Below are 16,132 nucleotides of genomic sequence, written 5' to 3' on the forward strand. Positions count from 1 at the left end.
GCACCGGCTGGGCGCCGCCCGCGCACGCCGGGCTTCCGCAGGAGTCCGGGGGCGCGGGGCGTCCGGCACAGCGCCGTTCCGGGCGCCCGCAGCGCGCCGGCACGTCGCTCCGGCGGGGCTGCCAGGCGCTCCGGCGGGCCGTCGGCCGCCGAGTCACCAGAACGCGGAACAGCGGAACGCGGCGAGACCCGAACGCCGAGAAACCAGGACCGCAAGCCCCCCATGTCCCGGGGCCCCGAGACGCCGAGACGCCGTCAGGACGATTCGCCGGCCGGCTCGTTGGTGGTGACGGACGGAGCCGACGCGCCGGTGTTCACGCGCTTGCACCCCTCCTGCTTGGCCATGGCCTCGCCGACCTTGCCCTCTTGCAGCCGCTTCAACGCGCCGTCGCCGCTCTTGCTCAGCTTGTCGAGCTGTGCGGCGATGCCGTTGAGGCCCTCGGCGAACTTCGACTTGTTCTTCGTGTCCAACTCGTCGACGGTCTTCTTCAGGTCCGCGTACGCGCGGGACGTGGCGTTGAGCTCCTTGACCGCGTCGGTCTGCGACTTGTCCCCGCCGTCCACCGGAGGCGCGCCAACGTCCTTGACCAGGGTGCCCAGCGCCCGGTACGCGTCGGAGATCTGCTGGAAGGCCATGGAGTCCGTCCGCTGGAGCTTCAGGGAGTCCGGCTCGTCCGCTGCGCCCTGGATCGCCGCGTTGGCATCCTTGATCTTCTTGAGCTGTGGCTGCGCTCCGTTACAGACCTTTTCGGCCCAGCTTTCGACCTTTTTCTTACTGTCGTCGCCGTCATCACCGCCGCAGCCGGTCAGCGCCAGTACCAGTGCCGCACCGCCGGACAGTGCCGCCACAAGCTTCTTGTTCACCGGATTGGTCCCTTCCATGGCCCTCGGCCCCGGAACTTACACGCCCCCACAGCGAGAGCTACGAGTCGAGCATCCCTTATGCACCCTATTACGGCTATTTCCACCGCACTGGGCGTGGCGTTCGCCTCGCCATACGGACGGCCGACCGGCCCCGTACGTTCCCGTACCGCCTTACCACCCCACCCGCCACCGACGTACTGCCGCGCCCCGCCGCCACCTCCGCCAACAGCAACGGGGGCGGGCCCACGCCAACGCGCGCGACCCGCCCTCCCGTTACGCCGGTACCAACGCCACCCCGCTACGAGGTGGCGTCAAACCGCCATGACACCAACCCGCCACCCCATCACACCGCCACAGCTCCGCACCGCGCCGAGCACCGCCGGACTGCCAGTGCGGTGGCGGAGAACGGGCCGCCCGGGCCGCCGGCGGCCCACACAGCCCTCCGCCGCGCGGCCGACCAGGCGGCGCAGCCCAACTGGCAGTGGCCCGACCCCGCTCCACGCGGGCCGGGCCACCACCTACGCCACTCCCCCGGCGCCCCGCCGGGCAGAGCCGCCGCCCCGCCACCGCAGCGACCGGGCACCGGGGGCGAGATGCCCGGCGAACGCACGGGCGGACACGGCGTACGCGACACTCACACGCATACGAGGCGCACGCCCCGTACACCCTGCACGCGCCGGCCCGGCGCACGAGCCCCGATCGCGCTCCGCGGGCCCGAGCCGGTGTGCGCCGCGTGCTTCAGGAAGCCACCGCGGGATCGGCGCTCTTCGCCGTGCGTTCGGCGTTGTTGCTGGTACTGCTCTCGTCGCCGACCGCGATGCCGCGGCGCTTGGAGAGGTAGACCGCGAGGACGATGGCCAGGCTCGCCAGCACGGCGATGCCGGCGCGCAGCCCCGGGCTCGCGTCGTCCCCGTAACTGAACTTGACGACGGCCGGCGCGATCAGCAGCGCAACCAGGTTCATCACCTTCAGCAGCGGGTTGATCGCCGGCCCTGCCGTGTCCTTGAACGGGTCGCCCACGGTGTCGCCGATGACGGTCGCGGCATGCGCCTCACTGCCCTTGCCGCCGTGGTGACCGTCCTCCACCAGCTTCTTCGCGTTGTCCCAGGCGCCCCCGGAGTTGGCCAGGAAGACGGCCATCAGGGTGCCGGCACCGATCGCGCCGGCGAGGAAGGCGCCCAGCGCGCCGACCCCCAGCGAGAACCCGACGGCGATGGGCGCGAGCACCGCGAGCAGCCCCGGAGTGGCGAGTTCGCGCAGCGCGTCCTTGGTGCAGATGTCCACCACCCGGCCGTAGTCGGGGGTCTCCGAGTAGTCCATGATCCCCGGCTTCTCGCGGAACTGCCGCCGCACCTCGTAGACCACGGAACCGGCCGAACGCGAAACCGCGTTGACCGCGAGCCCGGAGAAGAGGAAGACGACCGCGGCGCCGAAGACCAGCCCCACCAGGTTGTTCGGTTGTGAGATGTCCATGCTCAGGTTCATCTCGCCGGCCACGTTGGCGTGCACGTCGTCCACCGCCTCGGCGATGGCGTCCCGGTACGAGCCGAACAGCGCCGCTGCGGCCAGTACGGCCGTGGCGATCGCGATGCCCTTGGTGATCGCCTTCGTGGTGTTGCCCACCGCGTCCAGGTCGGTGAGCACCTGGGCGCCCTCGTCCCGGACGTCACCGGACATCTCCGCGATGCCCTGCGCGTTGTCGGACACCGGACCGAAGGTGTCCATGGCAACGATGACACCGACAGTGGTGAGCAACCCGGTACCGGCCAACGCCACCGCGAACAGCGCCAACATGATCGACGAACCACCGAGCAGGAACGCCCCGTACACGCTCAGCCCGATCAGCCCCGCCGAGTACACCGCCGACTCAAGCCCGAGCGAGATGCCGGACAGGACCACCGTCGCGGGCCCGGTCAGCGACGTCTTGCCCACGTCGCGCACCGGGCGCCTGGTGGTCTCGGTGAAGTAGCCGGTGAGCTGCTGGATCAGCGCGGCCAGCAGGATGCCGATGGCCACCGCGACCAGCGCGAGCAGCCGCGGGTCACCGTCGTGCGCCAGGATCTCCCGGTCCGTGATGCCGTCCAGATCGGCGTACGAGGACGGCAGGTACGCGAAGACCGCGCCGGCCACCAGCACCAGCGAGATCACCGCGGAGATGAAGAAGCCCCGGTTGATCGCCGCCATGCCGCTGCGGTCGGTGCGCCGCGGCGCCACCGCGAAGATCCCGATCATCGCCGTGACCACGCCGATGGCCGGCACGATCAGCGGGAAGGCCAGCCCCGAGTCGCCGAACGCGACCTTGCCGAGGATCAGCGCCGCCACCAGGGTCACGGCGTACGACTCGAAGAGGTCGGCGGCCATGCCCGCACAGTCACCGACGTTGTCGCCCACGTTGTCGGCGATCGTGGCGGCGTTGCGCGGGTCGTCCTCCGGGATGCCCTGCTCGACCTTGCCCACGAGGTCGGCGCCGACGTCGGCGGCCTTGGTGAAGATTCCACCACCCACTCGCATGAACATGGCGATGAGGGCGGCCCCCAGGCCGAAACCTTCCAGCACCTTCGGCGCGTCGGCGGCGTATACCAACACCACGGATGCGGCGCCCAGCAGACCGAGGCCGACGGTAAACATGCCGACCACTCCGCCAGTACGAAAAGCGATCTTCATGGCCGTGTGCGAAACCTCGGTGAGGTCCTTACTCGGCTGCCCTTCTTCCGGCGTCGCCGCCCGCGCCGCAGCCGCGACCCGCACATTACTGCGAACCGCGAGCCACATGCCGATATAGCCGGTCGCCGCCGAGAATCCGGCACCGATCAAGAAGAACAGCGAACGCCCGATGCGTTGCGACCAGTCGTCGGCCGGCAACAGCAGGAGCAGGAAGAACACCACCACCGCGAATCCGCCGAGGGTGCGCAACTGCCGGGCCAAGTAGGCATTCGCGCCCTCCTGCACCGCAGCCGCGATCTTCTTCATGTTGTCCGTGCCCTCGCCGGCCGCGAGCACTTGCCGTACGAGCACCATCGCCACGGCCAGCGCCGCCACCGCTACGGCGGCGATCACCAGGACGATCACCCGGTTGCCGTCGGTCAGCTCGGCAGCAGCCAGGGTTGGGGATAGGTCTAGCTGATGAGGGGTAGCAGGCCCCGCCATTCGTCCTCCTTGACGTTTGGCACATGGGCGCGCAGCCGTTTCGCGACCGCGAAACAGCCGCCACGCTCAGGCGTCCTGAGCTCAAGATGTGGACGGATTGTAGGGATCAACACGAGATCAAAACAGGGCCCCTCAAAGGGAATTCGCCTGCATCAGTGGTGATCGAATGGTTCGGCCGCCACAATTTCCCCCATACGAAGGAAAGAAGCATGCAAGCTGACCTTCGAGAAATGATCTCAGAGTCCTATTAACTCCCCTGCTCAGAGCTTTACCCAGGGCTCCGATGGCAGAGCCAAACAGCTTGAAAGCATTACGCTAACTCGTGCACAAAGTCCGCTCTTCGACCGCGCCGGGACCGTATTTGCCAGAAATGATCCTGGCTCAAGAGGGCGCGAAGTCAGCGCAGTCGCCGCCCACCGCTCCCCACCCCGCGCACCCGTCCACGCCGGCCCCCACTCCCGCGCGCCCTCTCCTCCCCGCGCCCGCCGCCCGCACGCCCCACCGGCCGCCGCAGGGCCTTTCCCCGCAACCTCAGCGAAGAACACCCAACCGGGCCACACGGGCCCGCGAAGCCCGTACGCACAGCCGCACGCCGCACGCCGCACAGCCGTGCCACCACGCACGCCTCGGCAACGCTTACGGCGCCCCCCGCGTCACACCCGCCCCTATGCCCCCTGCGGCACCGACATCGGCTGCAACTCACCCCTCCACCACGTTCGTCACTGCCGCATTGACCCCGCCTACGAGCAGTCCCGAACACGAGGCTCCACCACGCCACGACCCGCGCAACGCACCTCGCCCCACCCCCGCCCAGCCCCCGGGCGAGCCCTGCCCCTCAACGGCAGAAAGACGACCAAGAACGGCCAGAAACAGGCAGGCCCACGCCCCACTCCCCACCCAACCGGCCACATCACCACACCGAAGCACGCCATCGCCCCACGCTGAGGCGTACCACCGCCCACACCCGCACCACACAGCACCACGACCACACGCCCAGCCCGCCCGAACAGTCACCCACCCCACATACGAACCCAGCCATCACCCGCCACACCCCGCTCCACTGCCCCCCGCCCACCAACCCGGTCACATCCCGACGAACAACCCCAAGGCAATACAACGCACGCCAGCTTCAGAGCCAGAGCACAGCCACAGCCACAGCCACAGCCACAGCCACAGCCACCCAAACACTCACGCAGAAAACCCGTACAGAAAGCTGAAAAGCCGCACCCGACAACGGGAGCGGCTCAGTTCTTCAGCTCAGGGCCAGTGGCCAGCGGCGTACGGATCAAAGGGCGTCGGACGCGTTGGCCGTCGGCCAGCTCATCCGGATGACGCCGCCCGTCTCGTCCGAGGTCACCTCGACGTCGTCGACCAGGCCACTGATCACCGCGAGGCCCATCTCGTCGTCAGCCTCGGCCGCGGCGTCCTCACCGGACGGACCGCCCGCCGTGGCGTCGCCGTCCCCGGCGGTCACGGCCCGCGGCGCCTCGTCGCCCACCTCGATGGAGAACCTCTTCTCCTCCTCGGTGAGCGCCACCCGCACCGGCGCCGTCACGCCATGGCTGACGTGCAGACCGACGGCCCGGGAGCACGCCTCACCAACGGCGAGCCGCACCTCGTCCAGCACTGCCTCGTCGACCCCGGCCCGGCGCGCCACAGCGGCTGCCACCAGCCGGGCCGTACGGACGTGCTCCGGAAGGGCACTGAAACGAAGTTCGACGGTGGCCATGCCATCCCCCTCGGTCATACCTGCCCTCTTCCACTCAGCCAAAAAGGGCGAACTCGCGGAGGGGCCGGGCCATCAGCCCGGTTCCCCCCGCCACGACGATCTTCCACCCCGCGCCCTGAGGGCGGGGCGACCGGCACCCTCAGTCGGTGGCGGCGACGGCGTCATCAACCGAGGTGTGAATGGGAAACACCTTGGTCAGGCCGGTAATACGGAAGATCTTCAGAATGCGCTCCTGGTTGCAGACCAAGCGCAGCGAACCCTCGTGGGCGCGCACCCGCTTCAGCCCGCCGACCAGCACGCCGAGCCCGGTGGAGTCGAGAAAGTCGACGCCCTCCATGTCGACGACCAGGTGGTAGCTGCCGTCGTTCACAAGCTCGACCAACTGCTCCCGCAGTTTGGGCGCGGTGTATACATCAATCTCGCCACCGACCTCGACGACCGTACGGTCGCCAACGGTCCGGGTCGACAGGGACAGGTCCACGGAACCTCCAGCACCTTGCATCGAGCGGTCGCCCCCCATGGATCGGCAGCCGCGATGGCATTCAATCACTTACCAGTAGGCGCGCACGACGCCTTGAGCCCATTGTCCGCCACGCCAGTGACAGACTCTGGGTCAATGGCCCACAATCAACTCCCGCGACCCGCCGGGATACGTCGCTCCCCGCGAGCCGTGCTGGATCAGCTCGCCGCCGGGGTGGACCGGGCAGCGCGCATCACTCATACGGAGCACTTGCCCCCGCATACGGGCAGGCATGCCGACTGGCCTCCGGAGATCCGGCCAGAAGTGATCGACGCCATCTCCGCAACCGGCATCGACCGCCCCTGGAGCCATCAGGCCCAGATGGCGGAGCACGCGCTGCGCGGCGATTCTGTGATCGTCGCCACGGGCACGGCTTCGGGCAAGTCGCTCGCCTACCTCGCGCCCGTACTCAGCGCACTCCTCGACGGCGGCGAGGTCGGGGCGGAGGCTGCGGAGACGGGCCCTTCGGCTCCCCCCGGCCTCCCAGCCCCCGCCCCCTCCCCACCCACCTCCACCTCCACCTCCACCTCCGGCGGCCAGGCCGGCGCAGCGGGCCCCGATGCCGTTTCCCGCCCCGCTTCCGGCGTTTCCCGCTCCGGTGCCCCCTCCGTTGGCCACGCCGCGGCAACGCCGGCCCCTGCGTCGGAGGCCGAACCGGAGTCAGGTCCGGGCCCCGCCGACGGCGCCCGGCCCGCCCAGGCAGCCGCGCCACCGCGACCCGGCCAGCCCCGCACCACGGCCGCCGCCCGGCAGGGCGCACGCGCCGGCGCGACCGCCCGCGGCGGCAAGCAGACGGGCGTCCGGCGGGCCACCGCCCTCTACCTCGCCCCCACCAAGGCGCTCGCCGCCGACCAGCGCCGGGCGGTGAGCGAACTCGCCGCGCCGCTCGGTACCCGGGTCCGCGCCGCGGTCTACGACGGCGACACGCCCGTCGAGGAACGCGAGTGGATCCGCGGCTACGCCAACTACGTCCTCACCAACCCGGACATGCTGCACCGCGGCATCCTGCCCGGCCATCCACGCTGGTCCTCCTTCCTGCGCGCACTGCGCTACGTCGTCATCGACGAGTGCCACACCTACCGCGGTGTCTTCGGCTCGCACGTCGCCCAGGTGCTGCGCAGGTTGCGCCGCGTCTGCGCCCGCTACGGCGCACAGCCCGTCTTCCTCCTCGCCTCCGCCACCTCCGCGGACCCCGCGCGGTCGGCCGCCCGTCTCACCGGCGTCACTCCCGTCGAGATCACCGAGGACGGTTCGCCGCGGGGCGAACTCGTCTTCGCCCTCTGGGAGCCGCCGCTGACCGAACTGCACGGCGAACGTGGCGCCCCCGTCCGCCGCACCGCCACCGCCGAGACCGCCGACCTGCTGACCGACCTGGCCGTCCAAGGCACCCGTACGGTCGCCTTCGTACGCTCACGACGCGGCGCCGAACTCATCGCGCTCATCGCCCAGGAACGCCTCGCCGAGGTCTCCGCCGGCCTGCGGCACCGTGTCGCCGCCTATCGCGGCGGCTACCTCCCGGAGGAGCGCCGAGCGTTGGAGCGCGCCCTGCACAGCGGCGAACTGTTGGGCCTGGCCGCCACCACCGCGCTGGAACTTGGCGTCGACGTCGCCGGGTTGGACGCCGTGCTGCTCGCCGGCTATCCGGGCACCCGTGCCTCGCTGTGGCAGCAGGCGGGCCGGGCCGGGCGCGCCGGTCAGGGCGCGCTGGCCGTTCTCGTCGCCCGCGACGATCCGCTGGACACCTATCTCGTTCACCACCCCGAAGCCCTCTTCCAACAACCGGTCGAATCCACCGTGCTCGACCCCGACAACCCCTACGTGCTCGCTCCGCACCTGTGCGCAGCAGCGGCCGAACTGCCGCTGACCGAGGCCGATCTCGACCTCTTCGGCCCGGCCGCCCCCGGACTGCTGCCGCAGTTGGAACAGCGGAAGCTGCTGCGCCGCCGCGCCACCGGCTGGCACTGGACCCGCCGGGAGCGCGCCGCGGACCTCACCGACATCCGCGGTGGCGGCGGCAAGCCCGTCCAGATCGTGGAGGCCGCGACGGGCCGGCTCCTCGGCACCGTGGACGCCGCCGCAGCGCACACCACCGTCCACGAGGGGGCCGTCCACCTCCACCAGGGCCGTACGTACCTCGTCCGCCACCTCGATCTGGAGGACTCGGCCGCCCTCGTCGACCAGGCCAACCCGCCGTACTCGACGACGGCCCGCGACACCACCGGCATCGCCATCCTGGAAACCAGCGCGGAGATCCCGTGGGGCGATGCCAGGCTGTGCTTCGGGTCAGTTGAGGTCACCAACCAGGTCGTCTCCTTTCTCCGTCGCAAGCTCATCACCGGTGAGGTCCTGGGTGAGACGAAGCTCGACCTGCCGCCGCGCACGCTGCGGACCCGAGCCGTGTGGTGGACCGTCACCGAGGACCAGTTGGAGCGTGCCGAGGTGACGGCAGAGGCCCTCGGCGGCGCGCTGCACGCCGCGGAGCACGCCTCGATCGGCATGTTGCCGCTGTTCGCCACGTGCGACCGCCTGGACATCGGCGGCGTCTCGGTGCCCCTGCATCCCGACACCCTGCTGCCCACGGTGTTCGTCTACGACGGGCACCCGGGCGGCGCCGGCTTCGCCGAGCGGGCTTTCCACACCGCCGCGCGTTGGCTGACGGCCACCCGCGAGGCGATCGCCTCCTGCGAGTGCGCCTCCGGCTGCCCGTCCTGCATCCAGTCGCCCAAGTGCGGCAACGGCAACGACCCGCTGGACAAGAAGGCCGCCGTACGGCTCCTCACCGAACTCCTCACCCAGGCGCCATCCGCTGTGGACCCGCCGTCGGCGTAACGTCCGGCCCTCGACGAGTGGCCGACGAGCCCTCGTTCCCCCGCGGCACCGGCTGTCCCCGGACGGGCCGTCGGTCCGGCGCCGGTATCGGGTCCGCCGCGAGCGCCACCACTCTGCGCGCGCCCACGCGCCCCGGCGGGGGTGTGTCCCGGCTCCGGGTGGGGCCGACCGCCCCGGTCCCCGCGGTCCGCGCCCGGTCGGGGTCGCCCGCCGTGGGGCCGGGCAGGTCGCTGGTGGGCGGCCCGGCGCGAGCCCGTACGCGGGGCACGAACTTCCCCGATACCCCCGCCGGCAGGGCTGACATCACGCCTGCCGCCGGCACCTCCACGGTGAGGTCGGCGATCTCACCCCGTACCGCACAGCGGACCAGATGTGCCCCTTGGGCCCGTGCGACGCGGCCGGCCAGGGTGCAGGCTGCCCGTTCGCCCTCCAGCGCGTGGTCGGCCGCGGCCAGGGCCGCCAGGTCCGCCGCGCCGCCGGCCCGGTGCCGGGCGGTCACCACGGAACCCATGGTCAGCAGTGCGGCGAACACCGCGCACAGGGCCGTGGCCGCCACCGCGGCCCAGACCGTGGCCATCCCCCGGTCGCCCCTCCACCGCCGGCCCTCAGTGCGGGGTCGCGTCACGAGGCCGGGCAGCCGCCGCGGTTCAGTGCGCTGCGATCGTCTCCTCCGCAAGGGCAACCGCCTCCCCCTGCAATCGAACGGCCAGCGGGCCGGGCCCTGCCGTACGGGCCTCCACCCGTACGCGTACGAGGTCGCCGTCGTGGTGCACGGTGATCTTCGCGCCGTGCGGTGCCGCCGCGCGGGCCGCGGCCAGAGTGGCCTGCGGCGACTCCGATCGGGCCGCGGCCCGCGCGCCGGCCCGGGCCGCGTCGACGCACTGGATGTGCGCCGATGCGGCGGTCAGACCCCACAGCAGTGCCACTGCGAACAGCGCCAACGTCGGTAGCACCACTGCGGCCTCGGCGCTCACGGAGCCTCGGTCGCACCGGCGTGAGCGGCCCAACCGAGGCCGGCTGTGCGCCCCCGGCGCCCGTGCTCTGCTACAGCGCGCCTGCTCGCCCCGCGCTCTAGAAATTCGCATGGAGCGCCTTCTCGATGACCGACTGGAGCGCGCCGTTCACGGCCCCACTCGTGACCACCTTGTACAGGACCGCGGCGAAGGCACACGCGGCGATCGTTCCCACGGCGTACTCGGCGGTCGCCATCCCCGCGTCCCACCTGCCCCGCAGCGCACCGCGCCCATGCGACACCCGGCGCGTCCGCCTCTGCACAACCTCGTTGTTCACCACTTCGTTCCCCATTCCCTCGATGCTTCGTACGTGTCTGATGCTTGTCATGGGCATCGATCCGCCCCGGTCCTTGCCGTGTCTCAGGTGGCCAGGAGCCCCTCCGCCAGTCCGATCACCACCGGCGCCACACCGATCAGCAGGAAGGCCGGTAGAAAGCACAGGCCGAGGGGGGCGGTGGCCAGTGCGCCGGCGCGTCTGGCCCGGGCCGTGGCCTGTCGGCCGCGGTCGGCGCGGCAGTCCGCGGCCAGGCGTGCAACGGGTTCGACGACGGGTGCCCCGGTCTCCATGGCCCTGCTCAACACTCGGGCGAGCCCGGCCGCCCCGGGCAGCGCGCCCAGCCGGTGCCAGACCACGGCGGGCTCCCCGCCGAGGCGCAGTTCCGCGGCCACCTGACCGAGACGGCGCCCCACCGGTCCGTCCAGCGAGTCCCCCACCGCGTCGGCCGCCTCGCAGGGCCCGGCGCCTGCGGCCAGGCAGGCGCTCAAGAGGTCTGCGGCCAAGGGAAGTTGGGCTGCCGCAACGGCCGCCTCGCGCGCGTCCAGTACCCCGTCTCCGGTACCGGGCGCGGCCTTCCTCGTCTCCTTTCCGATCATGTCGGCGTGTACGCGTTGCCATCTCCAGGCGCCGTACGCCAGGGCGAGCCCCGCGCCGTAACCAGCCCACCCCTGGATGACCAGGGGTGGCAGGCACCCGCAGCCGAGTGCGCTCAACCCGATCCGTACGATTCCGACTCGGCCCACTCGGGCGCGGCTGTGCTGCTGCCGGTGCGGTAGCCGTCCTCGGCCCGACGGCGGCGTCTGCTCACAGTCGGGCCACAGGGCCGCACGGCGACGGCGGGCGGACCGCCGCCCTCGCGCCGCGCCGACCAGCAGCGCGATGCCTCCAGCAAAGCACGTGAGCGAAAGAGCCGTCCCCAGCCTGTGGATAACTTCTACGGACAGCACTCGCTCACCCCTTCAGCCTTGCCAGAACCGGCCTTCCGGGGTGGGTGGGCCGTCGGAGCCGCGGCCCGCCGCGCGATCCGCGCGGTCCAGATCAGGCCGGCCCACTCCAGCAACACGCCCAGGGCCAGACAGCCCAGCCCGGCAGGCGTTTCCAGCAGGATGCGCAGCGGTTCGGCCCCGAGTGCGCTGCCCATGACGAGGCCGAACACCGGCAACAGGGCGAGCATCACGGCCGTTGCCCGAACGCCCGCCAACTGTGCTGTCAGCTCAGCTCGTTGGTCACTTTCCGCGCGCAGCGCCACGGCGACCCGGTCGAGCCCGACGGCCAGCCCCGCGCCACCGTCGACCGCCGCCCGCCAACAGGCGGCGACACCGGCCAACCCCTCAGCGCCCGGCAACCTGGCGGCCTCGCGCAGCGCCCCCGGTACGTCCCCGCCGAAACGCGCCGCCGTCGTGACCGCCCGCCATGCGTCGGGGAACTGTGCCACTTCCACGGCGCACAGCGCAGGTCCCGGCTGTCGGCCGGCCCGCAGCTCGCCGGCGATCGCCGCACACAACCCGATCACGGCCGCCCGCCTACGCTCCCGTTCCCGTTCCTCGGCCCGGCCCCGCCGCCAACGCCGCCCCGCCAGAGCCGCCGCCAGCGCGCCGACCAGCGGTAATGCGGAGCCCGTCGCCAGGGCGAGCGCCATCCCGGCCGGCAGGCACGCCACTTCCCCACCAAGGTCCCGGCGCCGCACCTCAGCCCGCCCGCGCTGCCACCAACGCCGCCACGCACGACCCTGCCCCAGCGCGGCGAACAGGCCGGGAGTTCCCGCCGCCCGCTCATCCGCCCCCGGGATCGCCGATGGCGCCGACCCCGCACCGGCGGGGGCGAAGAGCAACCTGGTGCGCCGGGGCGTGCGCCCCGCCCCCAGGCCGTACCACAGGGCTGCGACCAGGCAGAGGAGCGCGGTGCAAGCGGCCATCGGCTGCACCTCCCGCAGACCGCCCGTCATGTCTCATCACGCCCTCGTGCACACAGCCGCTGCAACCGCGGCCAGCCCACCTCGCGGTGAAATTCCTGCGGCCCCCAAACGGCCGCGGGCACGGTGCTGACCAGGCCGTTCGCATCGCGCTCCAGCACATGGAGCTCGGCCAACCGCCGGTTACCGCTGCGGTCGCGCGCCAGATGGATGACCAGGGAGAGCGCGGCGGCGAGCTGGCTGTGCAGCGCCGCCCGCCCCAACCCCGCCGTCGACCCCAACGCCTCCAGCCGGGCGGGAACGTCGCCCGCCGCATTGGCGTGCACCGTCCCGCACCCGCCCTCGTGGCCGGTGTTCAACGCCGCCAGAAGGTCCGTCACCTCGGCCCCTCGCACCTCACCGACCACGAGCCGGTCGGGCCTCATGCGCAGCGCCTGCCGCACCAGGTCCCGCAGGGTCACCAGGCCGCGCCCCTCCTGGTTGGCCGGGCGGGTTTCCAGTCGTACGACATGGGGGTGGTCGGGCCGCAGTTCCGCCGAGTCCTCCGCCAGCACGATCCGCTCGCCCGGCCCGACCAGCCCGAGCAACGTGCTCAGCAGGGTCGTCTTGCCAGATCCCGTTCCGCCGCTGATGACGAAGGACAGGCGGGCGTCCAGGACCGACCGGAGCAGCCCGGCGCCCCCGGCCGGCACCGTGCCCGCTGCCACCAGCTCCGCCAGCGTGAACGCTCGCGGGCGCACCACGCGCAGCGACAGACATGTGCTCGCCACGGCGACCGGGGGCAACACCGCGTGCAGCCTGGTGCCGTCGGGCAGCCGCGCGTCCACCCACGGCTTGGCGTCGTCGAGGCGTCGCCCGGCGACGGCCGCCAGCCGTTGCGCGAGCCTGCGCACGGCTGCCGCGTCGGCGAACTGGACCTCGGTGAGCTCCAGCCCGCGCCCCCGGTCGATCCACACCCGGTCGGGCGCGGTGACCAGCACGTCGGTGACGTCGGGGAGGGCGAGGAGCGGATCGAGGGGACCGCTGCCGATCAATTCGGAGCGTAGGGCGTGCACGACGCCCAGCACTTCCGTATCGCCCAGCAGCCGGCCCTCGGCCCGTAGCGCTGCCGCCACCCGGGCCGGTGTCGGGTCGGCGCCGCTGCCCGCCAGCCGCGTACGGACCGCATTCAGCAAGGTGTCGCTCATGCGGCGGCGCTCCCCCGGGCCGGCAGCGCCCGACCCCAGAAGTCGGTGCAGAACCGTGCGAGGGGGCCGCGTTCGCTGGCGCCCGGCGGCTCGCCCGCGGCCAGTGCGGCCAGCAGCCCAGGTTCGGGTGGCAGTTCGCCGGCCAGCGGCAGTTCGAGCAATCGGGCGATCTCCTCGTCGTCCAGACCGTCCCCCGTGGGGCCCCGAACGACCACCCGCAGATCGCCGAGCACCATGCGCACGCGCGAGGAGACCCGGTGGGCCGCCGCAACCGCCCGCAGTTCGGCGGGGACGACCAGCAGGCCCACGTCGAGTTGCGCGAGCACCTCGGCCGCCGGCTCGTCCACGCGTCGTGGCAGGTCGACGACGACGGCGCCGCCACGTCGACGGGCCGCGGCGAGCACCGAGCGAGCCGCTGCCGACGGGATGGTCACCGGGCTGCCGCGGTCCCAACTCAGTACGCGCAGCGCATGCAACGCCGGCAGCGACTCCTCCAGCGCCCCGGCGGCCACCCGCCCCTGCGACTGGGCGAAGGCGGGCCAGCGCAACCCGTCGACGGCCTCGCCACCCAGCAGTACGTCGATGCCGCCGCCCAGCGGGTCGCCGTCGATGAGCATCGTGCGGTGTCCCGCGCGAGCGGCCGACAGGGCGAGCGCGCAGGCCAAGGTGCTGGCCCCGGCTCCGCCCCGGCCGCCGATGACCCCGACCGTGAGGGCCTGCCCGCCCGTGCCTTCGACGACGTCGGCCACCCGGTCCACCAGCCAGGTCTCCGCGTCGGGGAGGAAGAGGACGTGCTCGGCCCCCAGCTCGACCCCGCGCCGCCAGACACCCGGGTCATCAAGATCCCGCCCGATGAGGAGCACGCCCGGGCGGCGCGGTACGCCCGCCAATCGCGCGGCGCAGTCATCACCGACGAGAACCAGCGGGGCGCCTTCCCAACCGCTACTGCCGGACAGTGTTCCGTGTGCGACTTCCGGTGCGGAACCGGCGGCTGCACACAACCTCAACAAGTCGTCGAGAAGCTCTTCGTCTTCCGTCACGATCAGTGGACTACGGCACTGCTCGGTGCCCGATTCCGACTGACCGGAGGCATTAGTTCCAGCCAAGGTCCCCTCCTCATCTCGCTACGCGCTCCGAGTCCCGCGAACATCGCGAGGATTCGACCGTGCAGCGATCCGAGAAATCTCGGGGATCATGGTCCAAAACTGTGGACAACTCGTGGGCTGTGAATAACTCCGTCACCTAAACCGGCGACTTCCACGACTCCCCCTGGCGATTACGCACGGTTACAGTGCAGACTCGTGCCGGAAGCGAGCCGAACGGGCACCGGGGGAGAAAAATGATCAAGGGCGACGGACCAAAAGGCGTCCGGACATGCGACGACCCCCGCCGGGGGGGGAGAGCGGGGGTCGTCCCCACGGCCGACTCGGGGGGGGAGGAGCCGGACCGGGTTAGCACGGTCGCGAACGATCCGTGACTTCCATGGTGTACCCGAGAGCCTTCTCAGGCAAACCCGCACGCCGGACCTTACGCCGAATGGCGGGCCCTATGCTCAACCCGTGGAAAACCACTCCTTGCCGCGCACAGCCGCCTTCTTTGACCTGGACAAGACGGTCATTGCGAAGTCGAGCACTCTCACGTTCAGCAAGTCCTTCTACCAAGGCGGTCTGATCAACCGCCGGGCCGTACTACGCACTGCATATGCGCAGTTCGTCTTCCTCGCCGGGGGCGTCGACCACGACCAGATGGAGCGGATGCGTAAATACCTTTCCGACCTCTGCCGTGGCTGGAACGTACAACAGGTACGGGAGATAGTGGCCGAAACTCTGCATGACCTGATCGACCCCATCATCTACGACGAAGCGGCCTCCCTCATCGAGGAGCACCACCTGGCGGGCCGCGACGTCGTGATCGTCAGCACTTCCGGGGCAGAGGTCGTCGAACCCATCGGCGCCCTCCTCGGCGCCGACCGGGTCGTCGCCACCCGAATGGTCGTCGAGGACGGATGCTTCACCGGCGAGGTGGAGTATTACGCGTACGGCCCCACCAAGGCCCAAGCCATTGCCGAGCTGGCCGAGTCCGAGGGCTACGACCTGACCCGCTGCTTCGCCTACAGCGACTCCGTAACCGACATCCCCATGCTGGAGTCGGTCGGCCACCCCCATGCGGTCAACCCCGATCGCGCACTGCGTCGAGAAGCGACGACCCGCGGCTGGCCGGTCCTCAATTTCAATCGCCCGGTCCGCCTCAAGCAGCGCCTACCCGCCCTCTCCATGCCCCCGCGGCCCGTCCTCGCCATAGCCGCCGCCAGCGCAGCCGCAGCCGCCGCCGGCCTGGTCTGGTATGTCGCCCGGCGACGCACGCCTCCGCGCGGTCTCGACGCCCTTCAGCAGATCGATCGATATGCCCGAGTTTGATGACGAAAGTAAATATCTATGGCGAAGGGTTCCACTTGCCCGAGTGATGGGGTAGAAAGGAGTCAACGGCCCGCGAGACCAGGGACATCCGAGACGGAAGCCCTTACGCAGCAAGGCCCCACGGACCGCGCACAAACGCCAGGCACCCACGCGACGCCGACCCGTCGATTACGGGCCAGCCGCACCAGGAAACGGGCAAAGTCCCGACCTGATGGGCATCTGTTGAGCACGCATGGTA

Annotated in this window: 13 protein-coding genes; 2 read left to right on the forward strand and 11 right to left on the reverse strand. The window is 71.3% G+C overall.

The window, feature by feature from the left end:
- Positions 1–254 precede the first annotated feature (254 nt).
- The 4 genes from ACMA1D_RS09950 to bldG form a co-directional block, all read right to left on the reverse strand.
- Complete coding sequence (locus ACMA1D_RS09950; RefSeq protein WP_414723507.1) at positions 255–881, reverse strand: small secreted protein; 627 nt, start codon at positions 879–881, stop codon at positions 255–257.
- A gap of 720 nt (positions 882–1,601) precedes the next feature.
- Positions 1,602–4,010 carry a sodium-translocating pyrophosphatase gene (locus ACMA1D_RS09955; RefSeq protein ID WP_414723508.1) on the reverse strand — a complete coding sequence of 803 codons (2,409 nt, stop codon included), beginning with the start codon at positions 4,008–4,010 and terminating at the stop codon, positions 1,602–1,604.
- 1,285 nt (positions 4,011–5,295) lie between these two features.
- Entirely contained in the window at positions 5,296–5,739 is a 444-nt protein-coding gene (locus ACMA1D_RS09960; RefSeq protein ID WP_414723565.1) for an ATP-binding protein, read from the reverse strand.
- Between the two features lie 139 nt (positions 5,740–5,878).
- A complete protein-coding gene (bldG, locus tag ACMA1D_RS09965) occupies positions 5,879–6,220 on the reverse strand; it encodes an anti-sigma factor antagonist BldG (RefSeq protein ID WP_055472740.1) in 342 nt (113 codons plus the stop codon).
- A gap of 54 nt (positions 6,221–6,274) precedes the next feature.
- Here bldG and ACMA1D_RS09970 point away from each other — a divergent pair, with 54 nt between their 5' ends.
- Positions 6,275–9,088, forward strand: coding sequence for a DEAD/DEAH box helicase (locus ACMA1D_RS09970; protein WP_414723509.1), 2,814 nt, complete (start codon positions 6,275–6,277; stop codon positions 9,086–9,088).
- Here ACMA1D_RS09970 and ACMA1D_RS09975 read toward each other — a convergent pair.
- From ACMA1D_RS09975 to ssd, 7 genes are all read right to left on the reverse strand, one after another.
- Positions 9,048–9,665, reverse strand: a complete 618-nt coding sequence (locus ACMA1D_RS09975) for an Rv3654c family TadE-like protein (protein ID WP_414723510.1) — start codon at positions 9,663–9,665, stop codon at positions 9,048–9,050. The two genes, ACMA1D_RS09970 and ACMA1D_RS09975, sit on opposite strands and share 41 nt — an antisense overlap.
- Positions 9,666–9,735: 70 nt before the next feature.
- Entirely contained in the window at positions 9,736–10,062 is a 327-nt protein-coding gene (locus ACMA1D_RS09980; protein ID WP_414723511.1) for a TadE family type IV pilus minor pilin, read from the reverse strand.
- Between the two features lie 97 nt (positions 10,063–10,159).
- Positions 10,160–10,297, reverse strand: a complete 138-nt coding sequence (locus tag ACMA1D_RS09985) for a DUF4244 domain-containing protein (RefSeq protein WP_414723512.1) — start codon at positions 10,295–10,297, stop codon at positions 10,160–10,162.
- Positions 10,298–10,461: 164 nt separating this feature from the next.
- Positions 10,462–10,974, reverse strand: coding sequence for a type II secretion system F family protein (locus ACMA1D_RS09990; RefSeq protein WP_414723513.1), 513 nt, complete (start codon positions 10,972–10,974; stop codon positions 10,462–10,464).
- Between the two features lie 338 nt (positions 10,975–11,312).
- Entirely contained in the window at positions 11,313–12,323 is a 1,011-nt protein-coding gene (locus ACMA1D_RS09995; protein ID WP_414723514.1) for a type II secretion system F family protein, read from the reverse strand.
- Complete coding sequence (locus tag ACMA1D_RS10000) at positions 12,320–13,477, reverse strand: TadA family conjugal transfer-associated ATPase (protein WP_414723515.1); 1,158 nt, start codon at positions 13,475–13,477, stop codon at positions 12,320–12,322. The genes ACMA1D_RS09995 and ACMA1D_RS10000 overlap by 4 nt, the downstream gene beginning before the upstream one ends.
- Positions 13,474–14,583 carry a septum site-determining protein Ssd gene (ssd, locus tag ACMA1D_RS10005; RefSeq protein WP_414723516.1) on the reverse strand — a complete coding sequence of 370 codons (1,110 nt, stop codon included), beginning with the start codon at positions 14,581–14,583 and terminating at the stop codon, positions 13,474–13,476. Before ssd ends, ACMA1D_RS10000 begins: the two co-directional genes overlap by 4 nt.
- A gap of 453 nt (positions 14,584–15,036) precedes the next feature.
- Here ssd and ACMA1D_RS10010 point away from each other — a divergent pair, with 453 nt between their 5' ends.
- On the forward strand, positions 15,037–15,894 hold the full coding sequence (locus ACMA1D_RS10010) for an HAD family hydrolase (protein ID WP_414723517.1): 858 nt from the start codon (positions 15,037–15,039) through the stop codon (positions 15,892–15,894).
- Positions 15,895–16,132: the final 238 nt, after the last annotated feature.

It is taken from the genome of Streptomyces sp. 796.1, from assembly GCF_047525675.1.
In the GTDB taxonomy this organism is placed as follows: domain Bacteria; phylum Actinomycetota; class Actinomycetes; order Streptomycetales; family Streptomycetaceae; genus Streptomyces.

Bases quoted from the DNA above. Each gene is read 5' to 3' on its own strand.
- ACMA1D_RS09950 (WP_414723507.1), bottom strand. From the start codon at position 881: ATGGAAGGGACCAATCCGGTGAACAAGAAGCTTGTGGCGGCACTGTCC.
- ACMA1D_RS09955 (WP_414723508.1), bottom strand. From the start codon at position 4,010: ATGGCGGGGCCTGCTACCCCTCATCAGCTAGACCTATCCCCAACCCTG.
- ACMA1D_RS09960 (WP_414723565.1), bottom strand. From the start codon at position 5,739: ATGGCCACCGTCGAACTTCGTTTCAGTGCCCTTCCGGAGCACGTCCGT.
- ACMA1D_RS09970 (WP_414723509.1), top strand. From the start codon at position 6,275: ATGGCATTCAATCACTTACCAGTAGGCGCGCACGACGCCTTGAGCCCA.
- ACMA1D_RS09975 (WP_414723510.1), bottom strand. From the start codon at position 9,665: ATGGCCACGGTCTGGGCCGCGGTGGCGGCCACGGCCCTGTGCGCGGTG.
- ACMA1D_RS09985 (WP_414723512.1), bottom strand. From the start codon at position 10,297: ATGGCGACCGCCGAGTACGCCGTGGGAACGATCGCCGCGTGTGCCTTC.
- ACMA1D_RS09990 (WP_414723513.1), bottom strand. From the start codon at position 10,974: ATGATCGGAAAGGAGACGAGGAAGGCCGCGCCCGGTACCGGAGACGGG.
- ACMA1D_RS09995 (WP_414723514.1), bottom strand. From the start codon at position 12,323: ATGACGGGCGGTCTGCGGGAGGTGCAGCCGATGGCCGCTTGCACCGCG.
- ACMA1D_RS10000 (WP_414723515.1), bottom strand. From the start codon at position 13,477: ATGAGCGACACCTTGCTGAATGCGGTCCGTACGCGGCTGGCGGGCAGC.